The following is an 18,842-nucleotide window of genomic DNA, read 5'->3' as shown; positions in this document are numbered from 1 at the left end:
TCAACATTTCGCCAAGCTGATTATCAAGTGACCATTTGTCCTTGATGGACAGGCTTCTCTCGCGAGGCATTCTTTACATTCCTGAAATTATTGATATTAAAAATAAAAATGATACCAGCAGGCATTAACAAGCAGGTATCGGGATAGAAAAACGGCAGGTCATGTATCGATGCGACAGGACGATGCGCTGAATCAAACGAAGGCTATCAACACTCTGAATACCAATAATCCATACCAAAAGGACATTGACTGGCAAACAGGCTTTAATAATTCGAGATAAATACTGGAAATACAGCTACCGCGAAAGACATGTACTGCCGCAGGTCTGATTTCTTATAGCAAACGCCATTTATTGAGTCAAATAAAGCGCGAAAGCATAGGGAATGCGGCAACGGGAACAACCTGGATGGACAGCAGGTAATACACATCATCATGCTGACTGTAATAGTCATGAATGACAACGTCTGGAAGCAACATCAAATATCTTAAGAAGATATAATCGGAGAAATAACAGGCTGGAGAGAAAGGATCCAACTGGACGATCGTTTTGACATTCTCCTGTTAGAGAATGGCTCCCTGAGCAGGACTCGAACCTGCGACCCAATGATTAACAGTCATTTGCTCTACCAACTGAGCTATCAGGGAACAACGAAATATCAGATTGTATTGGCTCCCCGAACAGGACTCGAACCTGTGACCCAATGATTAACAGTCATTTGCTCTACCAACTGAGCTATCGGGGAATGTCTTTCCGAATACGCGGCGTAGTATACGTATTTCAGAAAAAACGTCAAGGCCCTGATAAAGACCCCGGCACTATTCGTAAAACGACATGAATAGTGCCTGTCGCTGGTGGCTACGCCCTGATTCGAACAGGGGACCCCATCATTATGAGTGATGTGCTCTAACCAGCTGAGCTACGTAGCCAGCGACCGTGCGCATTCTACAGAAGTGGCGGGAAGATGCCAATCCCTTAAAGCCATTGGGCCACCAGCGTCCATCTTCGTCAGGCCTCCCCTTTCGTGTGGTCGCTCAAATATCATCAGACTCATCCGGTACCTGTCACTGCTCATGCAGCAAATACTGCCAACGGCGTGATATCAAACCACGCTTTATTGATTGATCGTTCAATAAAGAAAGTCTACCCTGAATATTCTTGTATGCCTTCCACTTCAGGAGAGGGATCAGTGCCCAAGGTAGGTATGGAGCCCATTCGGCGTCAGCAGTTGATCGACGCCACCATGGCAACGATTGATGAAGCCGGCCTGGCCGACAGCACCATCATGCAGATATCGCGGCGTGCCGGCGTCTCTGCCGGCATTATCAGTCATTATTTTGGCGGCAAGGATGGCCTGCTTGAAGCCACCATGCGCCACATCCTCAGCGAACTTGGCACATCAGTCGCTCGCCGACGTCAGGCCCAGAGCAGTAGTGACGCCAGAGCACATCTGTATGCGATCGTTGAAGGCAACTTTGATCGCAGCCAGGTCAGTCAGGCGGTCATGAAGACATGGCTGGCCTTCTGGACCACCAGCATGCACAAGCCCAGCCTGCAGCGCCTGCAGAGGGTCAACGACCGGCGCCTTTACTCCAACATCACCTATCAGTTCAGGAAGCACTTGATGCCTGAGCAGGCACGTACTGCCGCTCGCGGCCTGGCGGCGCTTATCGATGGCCTGTGGCTGCGTGGGGCGCTGACACCCGAGAAATTTGATACTTCAAGCGCCGTATTACTGGCCTGTCGCTATGTTGACGAGCAGCTTGACGGCAGCAGCACTGCCTGACGCCCTGCAGCCTTTCAAAACACCACTTTTACCCGGGAGGTCCAATGGCCATTTTCAACACCCAGCAGCTCTACATCGATGGCAAGCGCGTCGATGCCACCTCTGGTGACACCTTCGAGTCCATCAACCCCTTCAACGGTGATGTGCTGGCCGACATCCAGCAGGCCGCCCGGGCCGATATCGACCGCGCCGTCGAATCCGCACGTCGCGGCCAGAAGGTGTGGGCCGCCATGACAGGTGTTGAGCGTTCGCGCATTCTTAATCGCGCCGTGGCCCTGCTGCGTGAAAGAAATGACGAGATCGCCCGGATCGAATCAATGGATACCGGCAAGCCGCTGAGCGAAACCATGGCCGTGGATATCGTGACCGGTGCTGACGTGCTGGAGTATTACGCAGGTCTTGCCGCTGCGGTAGAAGGCGAACAGATCCCCATCCGCGCCGATTCGTTTGCCTATACCCGGCGTGAGCCGCTGGGGGTGTGCGCCGGCATCGGTGCCTGGAACTATCCCATCCAGATCGCCTGCTGGAAATCGGCACCGGCACTGGCCACCGGCAACGCCATGATTTTAAAGCCCAGCGAAGTCACCCCGCTGACCACGCTGATGCTGGCCGAAATCTTCACCGAGGCCGGCCTGCCCGACGGTGTTTTCAACGTTGTGCAGGGCGATGGACGCGTGGGTGCGATGCTGACCGAGCATCCCGGTATCGACAAGATCTCCTTTACCGGCGAAGTGGGTACCGGCAAGAAGGTCATGGCATCTTCGGCCTCCTCCTCACTGAAGGAAGTCACCATGGAGCTGGGAGGCAAGTCTCCCCTGCTCGTCTTTGCCGATGCCGACCTTGATCGTGCTGCCGATGGCGCCATGATGGCCAACTTCTACTCCACCGGCCAGGTCTGCACCAACGGTACGCGCGTGTTCGTGGAACGCTCCGTCAAGGAAGCCTTTGAAGCGAAGCTGCTCGAGCGCATCGAGCGCGTGAAGGCCGGTGACCCGCTGGACCCGGCCACCAACTTCGGCCCGCTGGTCAGTTTCGAGCATCTGGAGAAGGTTTGCGGCTATCTGGAAGCCGGCAAGCAGGATGGCGCGCGCCTGCTGGCAGGTGGGGCGCGCATGACGGAAGGTGACTTCGGCAAGGGGGCCTTTGTGGCGCCCACCATCTTTACCGACTGCCGTGACGACATGCGCATCGTGACAGAAGAAATTTTCGGCCCCGTCATGTCGATCCTCGCCTTTGATGACGAAGAGGAAGTCATTCGTCGTGCCAACGATACCGACTATGGCCTGGCCGCCGGGATTTTCACCGAAGGGCTTAACCGCGCGCATCGCGTGGTCCATCAGCTCGAAGCCGGCATCTGCTGGGTCAATACCTGGGGCGACAGCCCGGCACAAATGCCGGTTGGCGGCTACAAGCAGTCCGGCGTGGGCCGTGAAAACGGCCTGGTGACGCTTGCGCACTACACAAGGGTCAAATCCGTGCAGATCGAGATGGGCCCCTTTGAATCGGCCTTTTGATCATCGCTTTTCGTGGTGCCTCGGCGGATATCGAGAAGCTTTTCGATACCCGGCCCATGACCTGTCAGGAGGGCCTGTTTGATGGCTGACATGCGTGAATATGACTACATCATTATCGGTGCCGGCTCGGCCGGCAACGTTCTGGCGGCGCGCCTGACCGAAGACGACGACGTCACCGTGCTGCTGCTGGAAGCCGGGGGTCCGGACTATCGACTGGATTTTCGCACCCAGATGCCGGCAGCGCTGGCCTATCCGCTGCAGGGTAAACGCTACAACTGGGCCTTTGAAACCGATCCAGAGCCCTACATGAATCACCGGCGCATGGAGTGTGGTCGCGGCAAGGGTCTGGGAGGCTCATCGCTGATCAACGGCATGTGCTATATCCGCGGCAATGCCATGGATCTGGAAGGCTGGGCCGAACTGCCTGGCCTTGACGACTGGGGCTATGCCCACTGCCTGCCCTATTACAAGAAGGCCGAGACCCGCGATATCGGCGGCAACGACTATCACGGCGATCATGGTCCGGTGCAGGTGGCCACCCCCAAACCGACCACCAATCCGCTCAACCGCGCCTTTATCGAGGCCGGCAAACAGGCGGGCTATGGTGAAACCGACGATCTCAACGGCTACAGACAGGAAGGTTTCGGGCCGATGGATCGCACCACCACGCCTGATGGGCGGCGTTCCTCGACGGCGCGAGGCTATCTCGATATGGCCCGCCATCGCCCCAATCTGACGATTGAAACGCATGCCGTCACCGATCGCATCCTGTTCGAGGGCAAACGGGCCACAGGGGTGGCCTATGCTCGCCGGGGCCAGAGCCAAAAGGTCCATGCCCGCCGCGAAGTGCTGCTGTGTGCTGGCGCCATCGCCTCACCGGCCATTCTGCAGCGCTCAGGGGTGGGTGATCCTGAATGGTTTGAAGAAATGAACATTGACCTGGTGCACGCGCTGCCGGGCGTGGGCAAGAACCTGCAGGATCACCTGGAGATGTACATTCAGTACGAGTGCAAGCAGCCCATTACGCTCTACTCGGCGCTGAAGTGGTACAACCAGCCGAAGATTGGCGCCGAGTGGCTGTTTCAGGGCAAAGGCATTGGCGCCAGCAATCAGTTCGAGGCCGGCGGCTTCATTCGTACCGATGAGGGCGAATCCTGGCCCAATCTGCAGTATCACTTTCTGCCCTGTGCCATCAGCTACAACGGCAAGAGTGCCGTGGATGCTCATGGCTTCCAGGCCCACGTGGGTTCCATGCGCTCGAAAAGCCGGGGGCGCGTCAAGATCAAATCGCGCAATCCGGACGAGCCGCCCAGCATCCTCTTCAACTACATGAGCGAGACGCGAGACTGGGAAGAGTTTCGTGACGCCATTCGCGTCACACGTCGCATCATCGAACAGCCGGCGCTGGATGCGTACCGTGGCCGCGAAATCGCGCCCGGCCCCGACGTCCAGACCGATGAGCAGCTCGATGAGTTCGTACGCAATCACGCTGAAACAGCCTATCACCCCTGCGGCACCTGCCGCATGGGCGAAGGCCCGGACGCCGTGGTCGATGGCCAGGGGCGCGTGCATGGCATGGAAGGTCTGCGCGTGATCGACGCTTCACTCATGCCCGTGATCGTCACCGGCAACCTGAACGCCACCACCATCATGATGGCCGAAAAGCTGGCCGACAGCGTACGAGGGCGCAGGCCGCTGCACCCGCTGACGAAAGTGGCGTTTTATACCGCACAAAACCCCGGGCAGAACGCACGTGAGGCCGATACCACTCAAGCGCATCAGTAACGCCATGCCGGCCAGTTCATGAAAAACACCGGGTCTGGGCCCGGTGTTGTTTATTTATGACAATCGGTATTCATGACGATCGGTTCAGGCCGGCAAGTGTTCCTCGAGCATGGATGAAACTGGTGCCACCTCGGCAGCCTCGAACCCGCCAAAGGTACTGGCGCCCTCCTCGGCGCTGCCTACCAGTTGACGCATGCCGGCAAACATCTCCCGACCCAGCCCATGATGATACTGTGACAGATCAGCCTGAGCGCACGGACGCGCAGCGAACTCATCGGCATCAACAAGCACCTCGAGGCGACCGCTGACCGAATCCAGGCGAGCCATGTCACCATCGCGCAAGCGCGCCAGCGGTCCACCATCAATGGCCTCCGGCGTCATGTGAATCGCGGCGGGCACCTTGCCGGAAGCCCCTGACATGCGGCCATCGGTGACCAGCGCCACGCGAAAACCACGATCGAGTAGCGAACCAAGATAGGGGGTGAGCTTGTGTAGCTCCGGCATGCCATTGGCACGCGGGCCCTGAAAGCGCACCACGGCAATAAAGTCACGCTCGAGTTCGCCCTTGTTGAAGGCCGTCTTGAGCGCGTCCTGATCGGCAAACACCCGTATTGGTGCCTCGATAACGCGAAACTCGGGCTTGACTGCCGAGACCTTGATAACGCCACGCCCAAGGTTGCCATCCAGTACTGCCAGCCCGCCCGTGGGTGAAAAGGGATGCTCGATATCGGTGACCACTTCGGGGTCCAGACTCTGCGCCGGACCCTCGCGCCAGACCAGTTGATCCCCTTCCAGGAAGGGTTCCTGCGTGTAGCTTTCCGCCAGCGTTTTCCCCGTGACCGTCAGGATATCGCCGTGCAGCAGGCCGCCCTTGAGCAACTCACGAATCAGCACACTCATGCCGCCGGCAGCGTGGAAGTGGTTCACATCCGCCTGACCGCTTGGATAGACATGCATCAGGCTGGGGACCACTGCGGAAAGCTCGGCAAAGTCATCCCAGTTCAGGGTGATACCCGCTGCACCGGCCATGGCAATCAGGTGCATGGTATGGTTGGTGGAGCCACCAGAGGCCAGAAGCCCCACCAGCGCATTGACGATGGCACGAGCATCGATCTGCTGCCAGAAAGGCAAATAACCGCCGCCCGGCTCGGAGTTTTTGATCGCGCGCTCGGTCGCATGCATTGTCAGGGCATCACGCAGCGGCGTATTCGGGTTAACAAACGATGATCCCGGCAGGTGCAGTCCCATGATCTCCATCATTAGCTGATTGGAGTTTGCCGTACCATAAAAGGTGCAGGTGCCCGGCGCATGATAGGAGGCTGACTCCGACTCCAGAAGCTCGGCGCGATCGACCCTGCCTTCGGCAAACTGCTGACGAATGCGCGCCTTTTCCTTGTTGGGCAGACCGCTGGGCATGGGACCTGCCGGAACAAAAACGGCAGGCAGATGCCCAAAGCGGGCAGCGGCAATGAAAAGCCCCGGAATGATCTTGTCGCACACGCCCAGAAAGAGCGCAGCATCGAACATGTTATGAGAAAGTCCGATCCCGGCGGCCCGGGCAATGTTGTCGCGTGAAAAAAGCGACAGTTCCATGCCGGGTTGACCCTGAGTCACGCCGTCACACATGGCAGGCACACCACCGGCGACCTGCGCCGTCGAGCCCATGCGACGTGCCGCCTGGCGAATGACGTCGGGGAATCGCTCAAAGGGCTGGTGCGCCGAGAGCATGTCATTATAAGAAGTGATGATGCCCAGATTGGCGCTGTTGGTCAGCTTGAGCTGCTGCTTGTCAGAGACGCTGCAGGCGGCGAAGCCATGGGCCAGATTGCCGCAGTCCAGCGCGCCGCGGTGAACGCCCCGGCGATGCTGCGCCTGCATGCGGGTCTCATACAGGGCGCGGCGCGCCTCTGATCGCTCGATGATGCGCTGGGTTACGCGGGTCAGGGTGGTATGCATGAAAACCTCACCTGTCACGGTCTCAAAGGGGGAGAATGAACAAGTCTATCCGAATTGTCTCACTTTTGTAGTTAAACTACCTTTTGCATCCATCACAATTTTCGGGCCACGCTACAATGCCCGGGCCTGTGCACCTGGCGATGAGGTAAACTGAAGCCTTGCAGGTGAAAGAATGTCATTCCATGAGCAGTGGGAATTACCTCTGCGATATCCATGGTTTTTCCTCAATGGCCACTCATCAACGCGGTAACCTGACACTCTCTGCCATTGGCGCACGTCTGCACCAGTGACAGCATCAATGACAGCCTGACAATGGAAGTGGACGCATGTCTCACCCCTCTTCGACACGACGTCTTTCAGCCAGACGCGTGATTCTGTGGACCCTACTGCTGCTCATCGCCCTGGCCGCCCTCTGGTGGTTCTTTCTGCAAAATACCGCCGATACTGACGGCGATCCATCGTCGCAGCCGGGCATGCCCGGTGGCAGCGTTGCCGTGGCGGCCGTGACAGCACAGCGAGGAGATTTCCCGGTCACCCTGAGCGCACTGGGCACCGTGCGCTCGCTGTCAAGCATCGAGATTCGCCCCCGCATCGAGGGAGAGCTGATATCGGTGGATTTCGAGGAAGGCCAGCGCGTTAAAAAGGATCAGATACTGGCGCATATCGATGACGGTACCTACCAGGCACAGCTCGCCCAGGCCAATGCCGAGCTGACCCAGAATCAGGCGCAGCTGGCCACGGCCCGAGAGGATTTAAAGCGCTACGAGAACCTGAGCCGCGCCAATAACGTTTCGCGTCAGGATCTGGAAACCCAGCGTCAGGTCGTCAGGCAGTACCAGGGCGCCGTGGAAGCCTCCCGTGCCAATATCCAGAGTGCCCGTGTTCAGCTGGACTACACCACCCTGCGCGCCCCGGCCGATGGCATCATTGGCCTTCGCAACGTTGATCCCGGCAATATCGTGGCCACCGGTAATGACAACCCCATCGCCACCCTGACGACGCTTAATCCCATTTCAGTCGTTTTTTCACTGCCGGGTCAGTATCTCGCGCGCATCAGAGCCAGCCTGCAGCAGGGACGCATGATGGTCAGTGTCATGGATGACAATGCTGCCACTCCTCTGGCCCGCGGCGAGCTGACAAGCATTGACAGCGCCATCAATACCGGTACCGGTACGGTGCGTCTGCGCGCACGAATGGATAACGACGACGAGCAGCTCTATCCCAACGCCTTCGTCAACGTGGAACTCACCCTGACAACGCTTGAAAACGTGGTGATTATTCCCGAGACCGCCATCCAGAACAGTGAATCCGGCAACCACGTCTATGTGGTGGATGACAACGACACCGTTCATCAGCGCAGCGTGAGCGTCGGCGCCAGCAACGATCTGCGCGCTGTCATCGAGTCCGGTCTTGATGCCGATGAGCGGGTGGTCGTCGATGGCGTGGATCGTCTGCGTGATGGCGCCAGCGTCAAAGTGGTCAGCAACCGCCTGCCGGGCGAAGAAGATGCCAAGGATGAGACACCACCGGCCGGTGAGACCACCAATGAAGATCAGCTCAAGGCCAGCGAGGCGCCCGCCGGCGAGAGTGATCAAGCGTCATGAATCCGTCGCGCCTTTTCATTCTCCGACCGGTCGCCACATCGCTGATCATGCTGGCCATTCTGCTGGCCGGCGTCATGGCCTATCGCATGCTGCCGGTGGCCTCCCTGCCGGAGGTGGACTACCCCACCATTCAGGTCACGACGCTCTACCCGGGCGCCAGTCCCGATATCATGCTCTCCAATGTCACCTCGCCGCTGGAGGACCAGCTCGGACAGATATCGGGGCTTGAGGACATGCGCTCCACCAGCACCGGTGGCGCGTCACTGATTACGCTGCGTTTCGGCCTCGACAGCAATCTGGGCGTGGCCGAACAGGATGTGCAGGCGGCTCTCAACCAGGCCAGCAACCTGCTGCCGGGTGATCTGCCCATGCCGCCCAGCTACAGCAAGGTCAATCCGGCAGACACTCCCGTCATGACACTGGCCGTGCGCTCGGGCAATCTGCCGCTGACGCGCGTCTATGATCTGGTCGATACCCGACTGGCACAGCGGCTGTCCCAGATCAGCGGTGTGGGGCTGGTGTCATTGTCAGGCGGTCATGAACCCGCCATTCGCATCGACGGCGACGCCCGCCGCATGGCGGCCCACGGTCTGGACATGGAAGCCGTGCGCAATGCCATTACGGCGGCCAACGTCAATCAGCCCAAGGGCACCCTGTACGGCCCCTACCGCGCGCTGACCATCGATGCCAACGATCAGCTCACCTCACCCGAGCAGTACCGTGACCTGATCGTCAAGTACGACAACGACATGCCGCTGCGCCTGCGTGATATCGCAATGGTGCACGAGGGCTCGGAAAATGCCTGGCTGACTGCCTGGGCCGACCGCGACCCGGCGCTGATCATCAGCGTTCAGCGCCAGCCCGGTGCCAACGTCACCAGCGTGGTCGACGCCATTCGACAACAGCTGCCCGAGCTGCAGGCGAGCCTGCCCGAGAGCGTGGATATTTCGATTCTAAGCGATCGTACCCAGACCATTCGCGCCTCGGTCGAGGATACCCAGTTCGAACTGGTGCTGGCCGTCGGGCTGGTCATCCTCATTACCTTTCTTTTTCTGCGCAACATCCCGGCCACCATCATCCCGAGTCTGGCCGTGCCCATGTCGCTGATCGGTACCTTCGGCGTCATGCATCTGGCAGGCTTCAGCCTCAACAACCTCACCTTGATGGCCCTGACCATTGCGACCGGCTTTGTCATCGATGACGCCATCGTGGTGCTGGAAAATATCATCCGCCATCTGGAAAAGGGCGAGAAACCAGTCGAGGCGGCCCTCAAGGGCGCCAAACAGATCTTTTTCACCATCATCTCCCTGACCGTGTCGCTGGTGGCAGTGCTGATTCCGCTGCTGTTCATGCAGGACGTGGTCGGGCGTCTGTTCCGCGAGTTCGCCATCACGCTGGCCGTGGCGATCGTGATTTCGGCGTTCATTTCACTGACGCTCACACCCATGCTGTGCGCCAAAATGCTCAAGGCACGCGCGCCTGAAAAAGGTGCCGACAGCGATGATACCCAGGCCCATGCCGAGAGCTACGCCGGACTTTTCGGCCGACTCCTGCGTCTTTATGACCGCGGACTTCAGTGGGTGCTGGCCCATCAGGGCCTGACACTTGGGGTGGCCGTCATTACCTTTGGCGTTACGGCACTTTTGTATCTGGCCATTCCCAAGGGGCTTTTTCCGCAGCAGGATACCGGCGCCATTCGTGGCATCAGCGAGGCGGATCAATCGATCTCCTTTGAGGCGATGGCCCGTCATCAGCAGGCGCTGGCAGAGATCATCCTGAACGACCCGGCGGTGGAGAGTCTCTCCTCGACCATCGGTGTGAATGAAGACAACAGCACGCTCAACACCGGACGCTTTCAGATCAACCTCAAGCCACTGGGTGAGCGCGATGGCGCCCAGGAGGTCATTGCGCGCCTCAATGGAAAGACCCGGGCCGTGGCCGGCATGCAACTTTACCTGCAGCCGCTGCAGGACCTGACGCTGGATGACAACGTCAGCCGCTATCAGTATCAGATGTCGGTAACCAACAACAATGCTGATCTCCTGGCGCACGACGTGGATGCCCTGCTCCATCAGATAGGTCAGTCACCGGCCATTTCGGGTGTGGCCTCGGATCTGCAAAATCGCGGTCTGCAGCTTTACCTGGATATCGATCGCGACCGTGCCAGCCGGCTGGGCATCAGCGTCAGCGATATCGATGCCACGCTCTACAACGCTTTTGGCCAGCGTCTGATCTCGACCATCTTCACCCAGTCCAACCAGTACCGGGTGGTGATGAATGTTGCCGATGAAGCGCAGCGCGGCCCCTCGGCGCTGGACCGTCTCTATATCGCCACCGACAGCGGTGACATGGTGCCCCTGACCTCGCTGGTCAGCGTCGAGCAGCGCTACACGGACTTGTCGCTCTCCCGCCAGAACCGGATTGCCGCGGCCAATGTCTCCTTTGATGTGGCACCGGGCTACTCGCTGTCACAGGCCTTTGATGCCATTGATGAGGCCAGTGAACAGGCAGGACTGGATCAGGATACGCAGCGCGCCTATCAGGGCGCCGCGCTGGGCTTTGCCGGCTCCACGGCCAACACGCTGTTGCTGATTCTGGCCGCCGTGGTGGTGATGTATATCGTGCTGGGCGTGCTCTATGAGAGCTACATCCATCCGCTGACCATCCTTTCCACCCTGCCCTCGGCGGCCATCGGCGCGCTGCTGGCGCTGATGATCACCGGCAATGACCTGGGCATGGTGGGCATCATCGGCATTATTTTGCTGATCGGGATCGTCAAGAAAAACGCCATCATGATGATCGACTTTGCCCTCGACGGTCAGCGCCATATGGGGCTCACCCCTTATGAGGCGATCTATCGAGCGGCACTGTTGCGCTTTCGACCCATCATGATGACCACCTTTGCCGCACTCTTTGGTGCCATTCCGCTGATGCTCGCCAGCGGCTTCGGCTCGGAGCTGCGCCAGCCGCTGGGGCTGGCCATGGTCGGCGGGCTGCTGGTCAGTCAGCTTCTGACGCTCTTTACCACACCGGTCATCTATCTGTTCTTTGATCGCCTGTCCGGCCGGTTCGGTCTTCGATCCGACGACGCCACCGTCGCCGATGGGCACGCGTCATGAGTCTGTCCTCGCCCTTTATTCAGCGCCCGATCGCCACCTCGCTTCTGACCCTGGCGATCATTCTGGGCGGGCTGCTCTCCTACGCGCGCCTGCCGGTAGCGCCGCTGCCGGCGGTGTCGTTCCCGACCATTCTCGTCACGGCCAGTCTGTCAGGCGCCAACCCGGAGACCATGGCCTCAACGGTGGCGACGCCGCTGGAGCGCTCGCTGGGCCAGATTGCCGGGATCACCCAGATGACCTCGTCAAGCTCGGAGAGCTCGACCAGTGTCATCATCCAGTTCGAGCTGGAAAAGGACATCAACGAGGCCGCCCGGGAGGTACAGGCGGCCATCAACCGGGCCGAGGCGTTATTGCCCAGCGCCATGACCAGCTCGCCCCGGCTTCGAAAGCTCAACCCGGCCGACTCGCCGATCATGCTGCTGTCGCTGACCAGTGCCGAGATCGACAAAGGCACGCTCTACAACCTGGCCGATCAGGACATTGCCCCGCGTATTGCGCAGGTCGAGGGCGTCTCGCGCGTCAGCGTCGGCGGCAGTTCATCGCCAGCGGTACGTATCACCCTCAACCCGCGCAAGCTTGAAAATGCCGGCATCGGACTGAACCAGGTCCGCGATGCCATCAATGCTGCCAACAGCAATCAGCCAACCGGCTTTACCGAAGACGACCGCTATCGATGGAGCCTTTATACCGACTCGCAGATGTTCGAGGCGCAGGGCTATCGCGACCTGATCATCGCTCGTGACGGTGATCACGTCATGCGGCTGGGCGATGTGGCTCTGGTGGAAAAAAGCGTCGAGGACATCTACAACGTCGGCTTTTATAACCGCCAGCCGGCAGTAGTCATCGTGGTCAGCCCGGCCAGCAACGCCAACGTGATCGAGACCATCGCGCGTATCAAGGAGCGCCTGCCCGGTATCCATGCGGCACTGCCCGCCAGCGCCGATCTGCACACGGTGCTTGACCGCTCTCCGGGTATCAGCGCCTCGCTGCATGAAACCCAGATTACCCTGATCCTGGCCGTGATTCTGGTGGTGATGGTCGTGTTTGTCTTTCTGCGCAATCCACGCGCCACGCTGATCCCGAGCGCCGTCATCCCGGTGTCGCTGCTGGGTACCTTCATGGTGATGTATCTGCTGGGCTACTCGCTCAACACGCTGTCGCTGATGGCGCTGATCATTGCCATCGGCTTTGTGGTCGATGACGCCATCGTGGTGGTGGAAAACATCGCCAGACACATTGAAGCCGGCATGAATGTACGCCAGGCCGCCCTGCTGGGCGCACGGGAAGTGGGCTTCACGGTGCTCTCGATGAGCGTGTCGCTGGTTGCCGTGTTCGTGCCGCTGCTGTTTCTGGGCGGATTTATCGGGCGGCTCTTTCACGAGTTTGCCGTCACGCTGGCCACGGCCGTCATGGTATCGCTGCTGGTATCGCTGACGCTGACACCGATGCTGTGTTCGCGCTGGCTAAAGGGTGCCCTGCATGAGCGAGCGCCGGGCAGGCTTCAGCGCCTTGTCGAGCGCGGTGGTCAGCGCATTCTGACCGGCTATGAACGCACGCTGGACATCGCCCTGCGCCATCGGCGCCTGACGCTTTTGTCACTGGTGGCGGTGATCGTGCTCAACGGTTTTTTGTATGTGCACATCGACAAGGGACTCGTGCCCGATCAGGATACCGGGCGGCTGATCGGTGCCGTGCGCGGTGATCAAAGCATCTCGTTTGACGCCATGTCAGCCAAGCTGGAAACCGCACGGGATCGTCTGCTGGCCGATGACGCCGTGGACAGCGTACTGGGCTTTCTGGGCGGCAGCGGCCCGGGCGGTGGCGGTGCGAATTCGGCCACCCTCTTTGTATCGTTGAAGCCGGACCGCCAGGGCGATACCAATGCCAACGGTAACCGCCTGTCTGCCCTGATGAGCGATATCCCCGGGGTCCAGGTGTTCATGCGCGGGCTACAGGATCTGCGCATGGGCGGTCGCTCCTCAAGCAACAGCCAGTACGAGCTGACGCTGAAAAGCGATGATCTCTCGCTACTGCGTGAATGGTCACCGCGCGTGGCCGAGGTTATGCGTGATATTCCCGAGATTACCGGCGTGGACACCGACAGTCGCAGTGGCGGACAGGCCATCAGGCTGGTGGTGGATCGCGATACGGCCGCACGCCTTGGCGTGAGCATGCGCGATATCGATACCCTTCTGGGCAACGCCTTTGCCCAGGGGCAGATTTCAAGCGTCTATGAAGGCACGAACCAGTACTACGTGGTACTGGAAGTCGCCCAGCAGTGGCAGCGCTCGGCCAGAGCGCTGGAGATGATGCATATCGTCAACAATGACGGCAGTCCGGTGCCACTATCGGCCTTCAGTCATTACGAGCGCAGCACCAGCCCGGTCAGCGTCAGCCACCAGGGACAGTTTGCTGCCACCACGGTATCGTTCAATTTAAGCGACGGGGTCTCGCTTTCCGAGGCCACCGATATCATCAGTGACCGACTGGATCGTCTGCACCTGCCCACCGATGTGCAAGCCGATTTCGAAGGCAGTGCTGCCAGCTTTCAAAGCGGCGTCGAAGCCATGCCCTGGCTGATACTCGCTGCACTGGTGACGGTCTATCTGGTGCTGGGGATTTTATATGAAAGCTACATCCATCCGCTGACGATTCTCTCCACCCTGCCCTCCGGCGGTATCGGGGCCCTGCTGGCGCTGATGTGGCTGGACAAGCCGTTCACCCTGATTGCCCTGATCGGCATCATCCTGCTGATTGGCGTGGTCAAGAAAAACGCCATCATGCTGGTGGATTTCGCCCTGAGTGCCGAGCGTGAGCGCGGTCTTTCCTCGCAGGCCGCCATCCGCGAGGCGGCGCTGGTACGCTTTCGCCCCATCATGATGACCACCATTGCCGCCATTCTGGGCGCCCTGCCGCTGATGTTCGGCACGGATGAAAACGCCGCACTGCGCGCACCGCTGGGCATTTCCATCGTGGGCGGCCTGATCGTCAGTCAGATCCTGACGCTCTACACCACCCCGGTGGTCTATCTCTATCTGGATCGCCTGCGGCGACGCTGACCATCAAAGCCCCTGTCACCACAAAAAACCCCGACCAGTGTCGGGTTTTTTGATGGTGGCCGTATCTCATCAGGTCAGGGTATTGAAGTGCTCAAGCCCTTCGGCAAAGCGTGTCTTGTAGCGCTCGAAAAGTCTGGGGTCACGCTTGAAGGCACGCAGTACGGCGTCCTTCTGAAAATCCACCACTTCCGGCGCCTCATCCAGCGAGGCAACGCCGGAGCGGGCATTAAAGCCGGTGCGCAGGTCACTATCCACGTGGCGATACCAGCGCTCAAGGCCGAACGTGGTGAAAAAGGCTTCAAGTCTTGGGTCGGCCGTGCTGGTACGCATCGCGGTCGACTCACCCAGACGGGTCACCAGCCGACGACCAAACCCGCGTCCACGCTTTTTCTCCGGCGTGGCCAGAAGCCTGAGTTCAACGCCCCGACCCTCTACTTCGAGCGTCAACAGCGCCACCGAGCAGAGCCTTTTGTTGTCATCAAAAAGGGCCACGATACGCGCTGATTCCTGCTCCAGCAGTCGACTGATGCCGGCAAACTCCACCAGCGGTGTCAGTCCTGCCTCCCGCCCGAATACGCTGGCACAGAGCATGGCCAGACAGGCATCCCTGTCCTGTAATCCGGTGATATATGAAATCTTCAAAGCTGCGTCTGCCCGCCGTTCAAAAGCGCCATGATGCCATGTGCCTTTCCCTTCTGGCTAACCTCTTTGGTCAGCATGGCGGCCTTCGACCCTTGCCTGTCTGTCCTGTCACATGACTGACACATGTTCGCCACATGATTGCCATGCCCGACTTTCAGCATGTCGGCGCAGCAGAGCCTTCCATAACGAAAATACGGAGCACAACATGGTCAAGGGTTACAGGGGCATTGCAGGGGTGGCAGCACTGTCCACGCTGGCGCTGGGCGCAACATCGGCCAGCGCTGCTACCGATATTGTCTGGTGGCATGCCATGGAGGGCGGGCTGGGTGACAAGGTCAACGAGATCGCTGAAGGCTTTAATCAATCGCAGTCCGACTATGTGGTCAAACCCGTTTACAAGGGTACCTACAGCGAAAACATGACCTCGACCATTGCCGCTTTCCGTGCCGGTAATGCCCCTGCCATTACCCAGGTCTATGAAGTCGGCACGGCCACCATGATGAACGCCCGTGGCGCCATCTATCCGGTGTACGAGCTCATGGCCGACACCGACCAGCCCTTTGATCCCGCCAGCTACCTACCAGCCGTTACCGGCTATTACAGCACCACCGATGGCGAGATGCTGTCGCTGCCGTTCAACTCCTCGACCCCGGTGGTCTACTACAACCGCGATCTGTTTGAAAAGGCAGGGCTTGATCCCGACGCCCCGCCCACTACCTGGGAAGAGGTGGCCCAGGCAGGCAAAAGGATCGTCGACAGCGGTGCGGCCAGCTGTGGCTTTACCACCACCTGGCCCAGCTGGATTCAGCTTGAAAACTTCGCCGCCCGTCATGACATCCCCTTTGCCAGCGAACAAAACGGCTTTGGCGGGCCGGCCGCGCGGCTGACCTTCAACGACAGCAAGGCCGTGGTCGCACACGTACAGGATCTGATCGACTGGCAGAAAAACGGCGTGTTTGGCTATGGCGGTCGTGAAGACCAGGCCTCACCACGCTTTTTCTCCGGGCGCTGCGCCATGCTGATGGCGTCCTCGGCCAGCTATGCCAGCGTGCGCGACAACACGGAAAACTTTGAATTCGGTGTGGCGCCCCTGCCCTGGGACCCCGAGGTCATCGATCAGCCGAAGAACTCGATCATCGGGGGTGCCTCGCTGTGGGTCCTCAAGGGTCAGGATGATGACGTCTATCAGGGCGTTGCCAGGTTCTTCAACTATCTCTCCTCACCGGAAGTGCAGGCTGACTGGCATCAATTCACCGGCTATCTGCCCATTACCGACAAGGCCTATGCCCTGACCCGCGAACAGCACTTCTACGAGGAAAATCCCGGCACCGAGATTGCCCTCAAACAGATGACCGAAGGCGAGCCGAGCGATAATTCACGCGGACTGCGCCTGGGCAACATGCCCCAGATTCGGGAAGTCATCGAAGAGGAGCTCGAGCGGGCCTTCAGCGGCGACAAGAGCGCCCAGCAGGCACTTGATAGCGCCGCCAAACGCGGTAACGAGCTGCTCGAGCAGTTCGAGCGCAGCGTGCGTTGACCTCTCTGCCCCGGCGACAGCGTCGTCGGGGCAGGCCTTTCTCTTTCCTGTGCCCTTCGGATAACCCTGTCACCCCATGTCCACGTTTCAACGTCATCGCGTCACGCCATGGGTGCTCATGGCGCCTCAGCTCATCATCGTACTGGTGTTCTTTTTCTGGCCGGCCATCACGGCCCTGCGACAGTCCTTTTATGTGCAGGATGCCTTCGGGCTGGGAGAAACCTTCGCCGGTCTTGCCAACTTTACGCGAGTACTCAGCTCTCAGAGCTACCACGAGGCCCTTTTCAATACAGCGATCTTCAGCGTCAGCGTGGCGCTGGGCGCGATGGCCATCGCGCTGTTGCTGGCCACCATGGCCGATCGCGTCCTGCGGGCCAGCCGCGCCTACCGCACACTGCTGATCTGGCCCTACGCCGTGGCACCGGCCGCCGCCGGGGTGCTGTGGATGTTCATGCTCGATCCGACCCTGGGCGTATTAAGCCGGGCACTGGAAGCACTGGGCGTTCACTGGGATTACAGGCTCAACGGCCACCAGGCCATGGCGCTGGTGATCATTGCCGCCATCTGGCAACAGATGAGCTACAACTTCGTGTTCTTTCTGGCCGGCCTGCAGGGCATCCCGGCCAGTCTGCTGGAGGCCGCCACCATTGATGGCGCCGGCCCCTGGCGGCGCTTCTGGACCATTACCTTTCCACTGCTCTCGCCTACCAGCTTCTTTTTGCTGGTCATGAACACGATCTACGCCTTTTTCGAAACCTTCGGCACCATCGACACTACCACCAGCGGTGGGCCGGGCGGCGCCACCCGCACGCTGGTCTACAAGCTTTATCAGGACGGCATCGTGGGGCTGGATCTGGGCGGCTCGGCAGCCCAGTCGGTACTGTTGATGCTGATGGTCGGCCTTTTGACTCTGGTGCAGTTTCGCTATGTCGAACGCCGCGTGCAGTACCACTGATTCCCTTTCCACCGCATTGATACCCGTCAGGAAGCCTTGCCATGCGCTATCACCGCCCGGGCCTTGATGTACTGGCTCATACCATCCTGATCATCGGGGCGCTGGTGTTCATGCTGCCCGTCATTCTGGCTGTGCTAGCCTCTACCCAGACGCCTGGCGCGCTTTTTTCCGGAACGCTGCCGCTCTGGTTCGGTGCCAGTGGTCTGGATCATTACCTCACGCTGTTAAGCGAGCCGGTGCGCGGCATCGGCGTGCCGGCCTGGCAGTTGATGCTCAACTCGCTGTTAATGGCGCTTGGCATTGCCATCGGCAAGCTGACCATTGCGATCCTTGCCGCCTACGCGCTGGTCTTTTTCCGCTTTCCGTTTCGTCGCTGCTGCTTCTGGCTGATCTTCATCACCCTGATGCTGCCCATCGAGGTGCGTATCGTGCCGACCTACGGCGTGGTCGCCGATCTCGGCCTGCTCAACAGCTACCCGGGGCTGGTACTGCCGCTGATCGCCAGCGCCACGGCGACCTTTCTCTTTCGTCAGTTTTTCATGACGCTGCCACCTGAGCTCATGGAAGCCGCACGAGTGGATGGCGCCGGGCCATGGCGCTTTTTTATCGACATTTTACTGCCGCTGTCCAAAACCAATATCGCGGCACTGTTTGTCATCATGTTCATCTACGGCTGGAACCAGTACCTGTGGCCGCTGGTAGCCATGAGCAGTGCCGATAACGCCACGCTGGTCATGAGCCTCAAGCGACTGACGATTTCCCAGGACGGCACGCCCCCCTGGCATCTGGCCACGGCCATGACGGTGCTGTCACTGCTGCCGCCGGTCGTGGTGATCGTGATCATGCAACGCTGGTTCATCAAGGGCCTGGTGGATACGGAGAAATAA

Annotated in this window: 11 protein-coding genes and 3 tRNA genes; 9 read left to right on the top strand and 5 right to left on the bottom strand. The window is 59.6% G+C overall.

Features of this window, described 5'->3' with window-relative positions; genetic code table 11:
• Positions 1–569: 569 nt before the first annotated feature.
• The 3 genes from IE123_RS13870 to IE123_RS13860 form a co-directional block, all read right to left on the bottom strand.
• A tRNA-Asn gene (locus IE123_RS13870) sits at positions 570–645 on the bottom strand.
• A gap of 22 nt (positions 646–667) precedes the next feature.
• Positions 668–743: transfer RNA gene (locus IE123_RS13865), tRNA-Asn, on the bottom strand.
• A 107-nt stretch (positions 744–850) separates the two neighbouring features.
• Positions 851–927, bottom strand: a tRNA-Met gene (locus IE123_RS13860).
• 260 nt (positions 928–1,187) lie between these two features.
• Here IE123_RS13860 and betI point away from each other — a divergent pair.
• From betI to betA, 3 genes are all read left to right on the top strand, one after another.
• Entirely contained in the window at positions 1,188–1,784 is a 597-nt protein-coding gene (gene betI / locus IE123_RS13855; RefSeq protein WP_189519280.1) for a transcriptional regulator BetI, read from the top strand.
• Between the two features lie 44 nt (positions 1,785–1,828).
• Positions 1,829–3,298: a betaine-aldehyde dehydrogenase gene (gene betB / locus IE123_RS13850; protein WP_189519279.1), complete on the top strand. Its 1,470-nt coding sequence runs from the start codon at positions 1,829–1,831 to the stop codon at positions 3,296–3,298.
• A gap of 81 nt (positions 3,299–3,379) precedes the next feature.
• The gene (betA, locus tag IE123_RS13845) at positions 3,380–5,083 is read left to right on the top strand and encodes a choline dehydrogenase (RefSeq protein WP_189519278.1); all 1,704 of its coding nucleotides are present in this window, start codon (positions 3,380–3,382) and stop codon (positions 5,081–5,083) included.
• Between the two features lie 84 nt (positions 5,084–5,167).
• Here the strand turns inward: betA and edd are convergent, their stop codons facing one another.
• Positions 5,168–7,039 (bottom strand): phosphogluconate dehydratase, encoded by a 1,872-nt coding sequence (gene edd / locus IE123_RS13840; protein ID WP_189519277.1) that lies wholly within the window; start codon positions 7,037–7,039, stop codon positions 5,168–5,170.
• 326 nt (positions 7,040–7,365) lie between these two features.
• Between edd and IE123_RS13835 the strand changes: the two genes are divergently transcribed.
• The 3 genes from IE123_RS13835 to IE123_RS13825 are packed head-to-tail and all read left to right on the top strand — an operon-like array spanning position 7,366 to position 14,821.
• The gene (locus IE123_RS13835) at positions 7,366–8,643 is read left to right on the top strand and encodes an efflux RND transporter periplasmic adaptor subunit (RefSeq protein ID WP_189519276.1); all 1,278 of its coding nucleotides are present in this window, start codon (positions 7,366–7,368) and stop codon (positions 8,641–8,643) included.
• Positions 8,640–11,762: a multidrug efflux RND transporter permease subunit gene (locus IE123_RS13830; RefSeq protein WP_189519275.1), complete on the top strand. Its 3,123-nt coding sequence runs from the start codon at positions 8,640–8,642 to the stop codon at positions 11,760–11,762. The genes IE123_RS13835 and IE123_RS13830 overlap by 4 nt, the downstream gene beginning before the upstream one ends.
• Complete coding sequence (locus IE123_RS13825) at positions 11,759–14,821, top strand: efflux RND transporter permease subunit (protein ID WP_189519273.1); 3,063 nt, start codon at positions 11,759–11,761, stop codon at positions 14,819–14,821. Before IE123_RS13830 ends, IE123_RS13825 begins: the two co-directional genes overlap by 4 nt.
• A 69-nt stretch (positions 14,822–14,890) precedes the next feature.
• Here IE123_RS13825 and IE123_RS13820 read toward each other — a convergent pair whose 3' ends face one another.
• The gene (locus IE123_RS13820) at positions 14,891–15,463 is read right to left on the bottom strand and encodes a hypothetical protein (protein ID WP_189519271.1); all 573 of its coding nucleotides are present in this window, start codon (positions 15,461–15,463) and stop codon (positions 14,891–14,893) included.
• 205 nt (positions 15,464–15,668) lie between these two features.
• Between IE123_RS13820 and ugpB the strand changes: the two genes are divergently transcribed.
• The 3 genes from ugpB to ugpE all read left to right on the top strand — a co-directional run bounded on the left by ugpB (position 15,669) and on the right by ugpE (position 18,842).
• Entirely contained in the window at positions 15,669–17,000 is a 1,332-nt protein-coding gene (ugpB, locus tag IE123_RS13815; protein WP_189519269.1) for a sn-glycerol-3-phosphate ABC transporter substrate-binding protein UgpB, read from the top strand.
• Positions 17,001–17,076: 76 nt separating this feature from the next.
• Positions 17,077–17,955 carry a sn-glycerol-3-phosphate ABC transporter permease UgpA gene (gene ugpA, locus IE123_RS13810; RefSeq protein ID WP_189519267.1) on the top strand — a complete coding sequence of 293 codons (879 nt, stop codon included), beginning with the start codon at positions 17,077–17,079 and terminating at the stop codon, positions 17,953–17,955.
• 41 nt (positions 17,956–17,996) lie between these two features.
• Positions 17,997–18,842: a sn-glycerol-3-phosphate ABC transporter permease UgpE gene (ugpE, locus tag IE123_RS13805; RefSeq protein ID WP_189519265.1), complete on the top strand. Its 846-nt coding sequence runs from the start codon at positions 17,997–17,999 to the stop codon at positions 18,840–18,842.

The sequence above is a fragment of the Kushneria pakistanensis genome (assembly GCF_014652795.1).
In the GTDB taxonomy this organism is placed as follows: domain Bacteria; phylum Pseudomonadota; class Gammaproteobacteria; order Pseudomonadales; family Halomonadaceae; genus Kushneria; species Kushneria pakistanensis.
The sequence above is the reverse complement of the archived record's forward strand: the minus strand, read 5'-3'. Positions and strand labels throughout refer to the sequence as shown.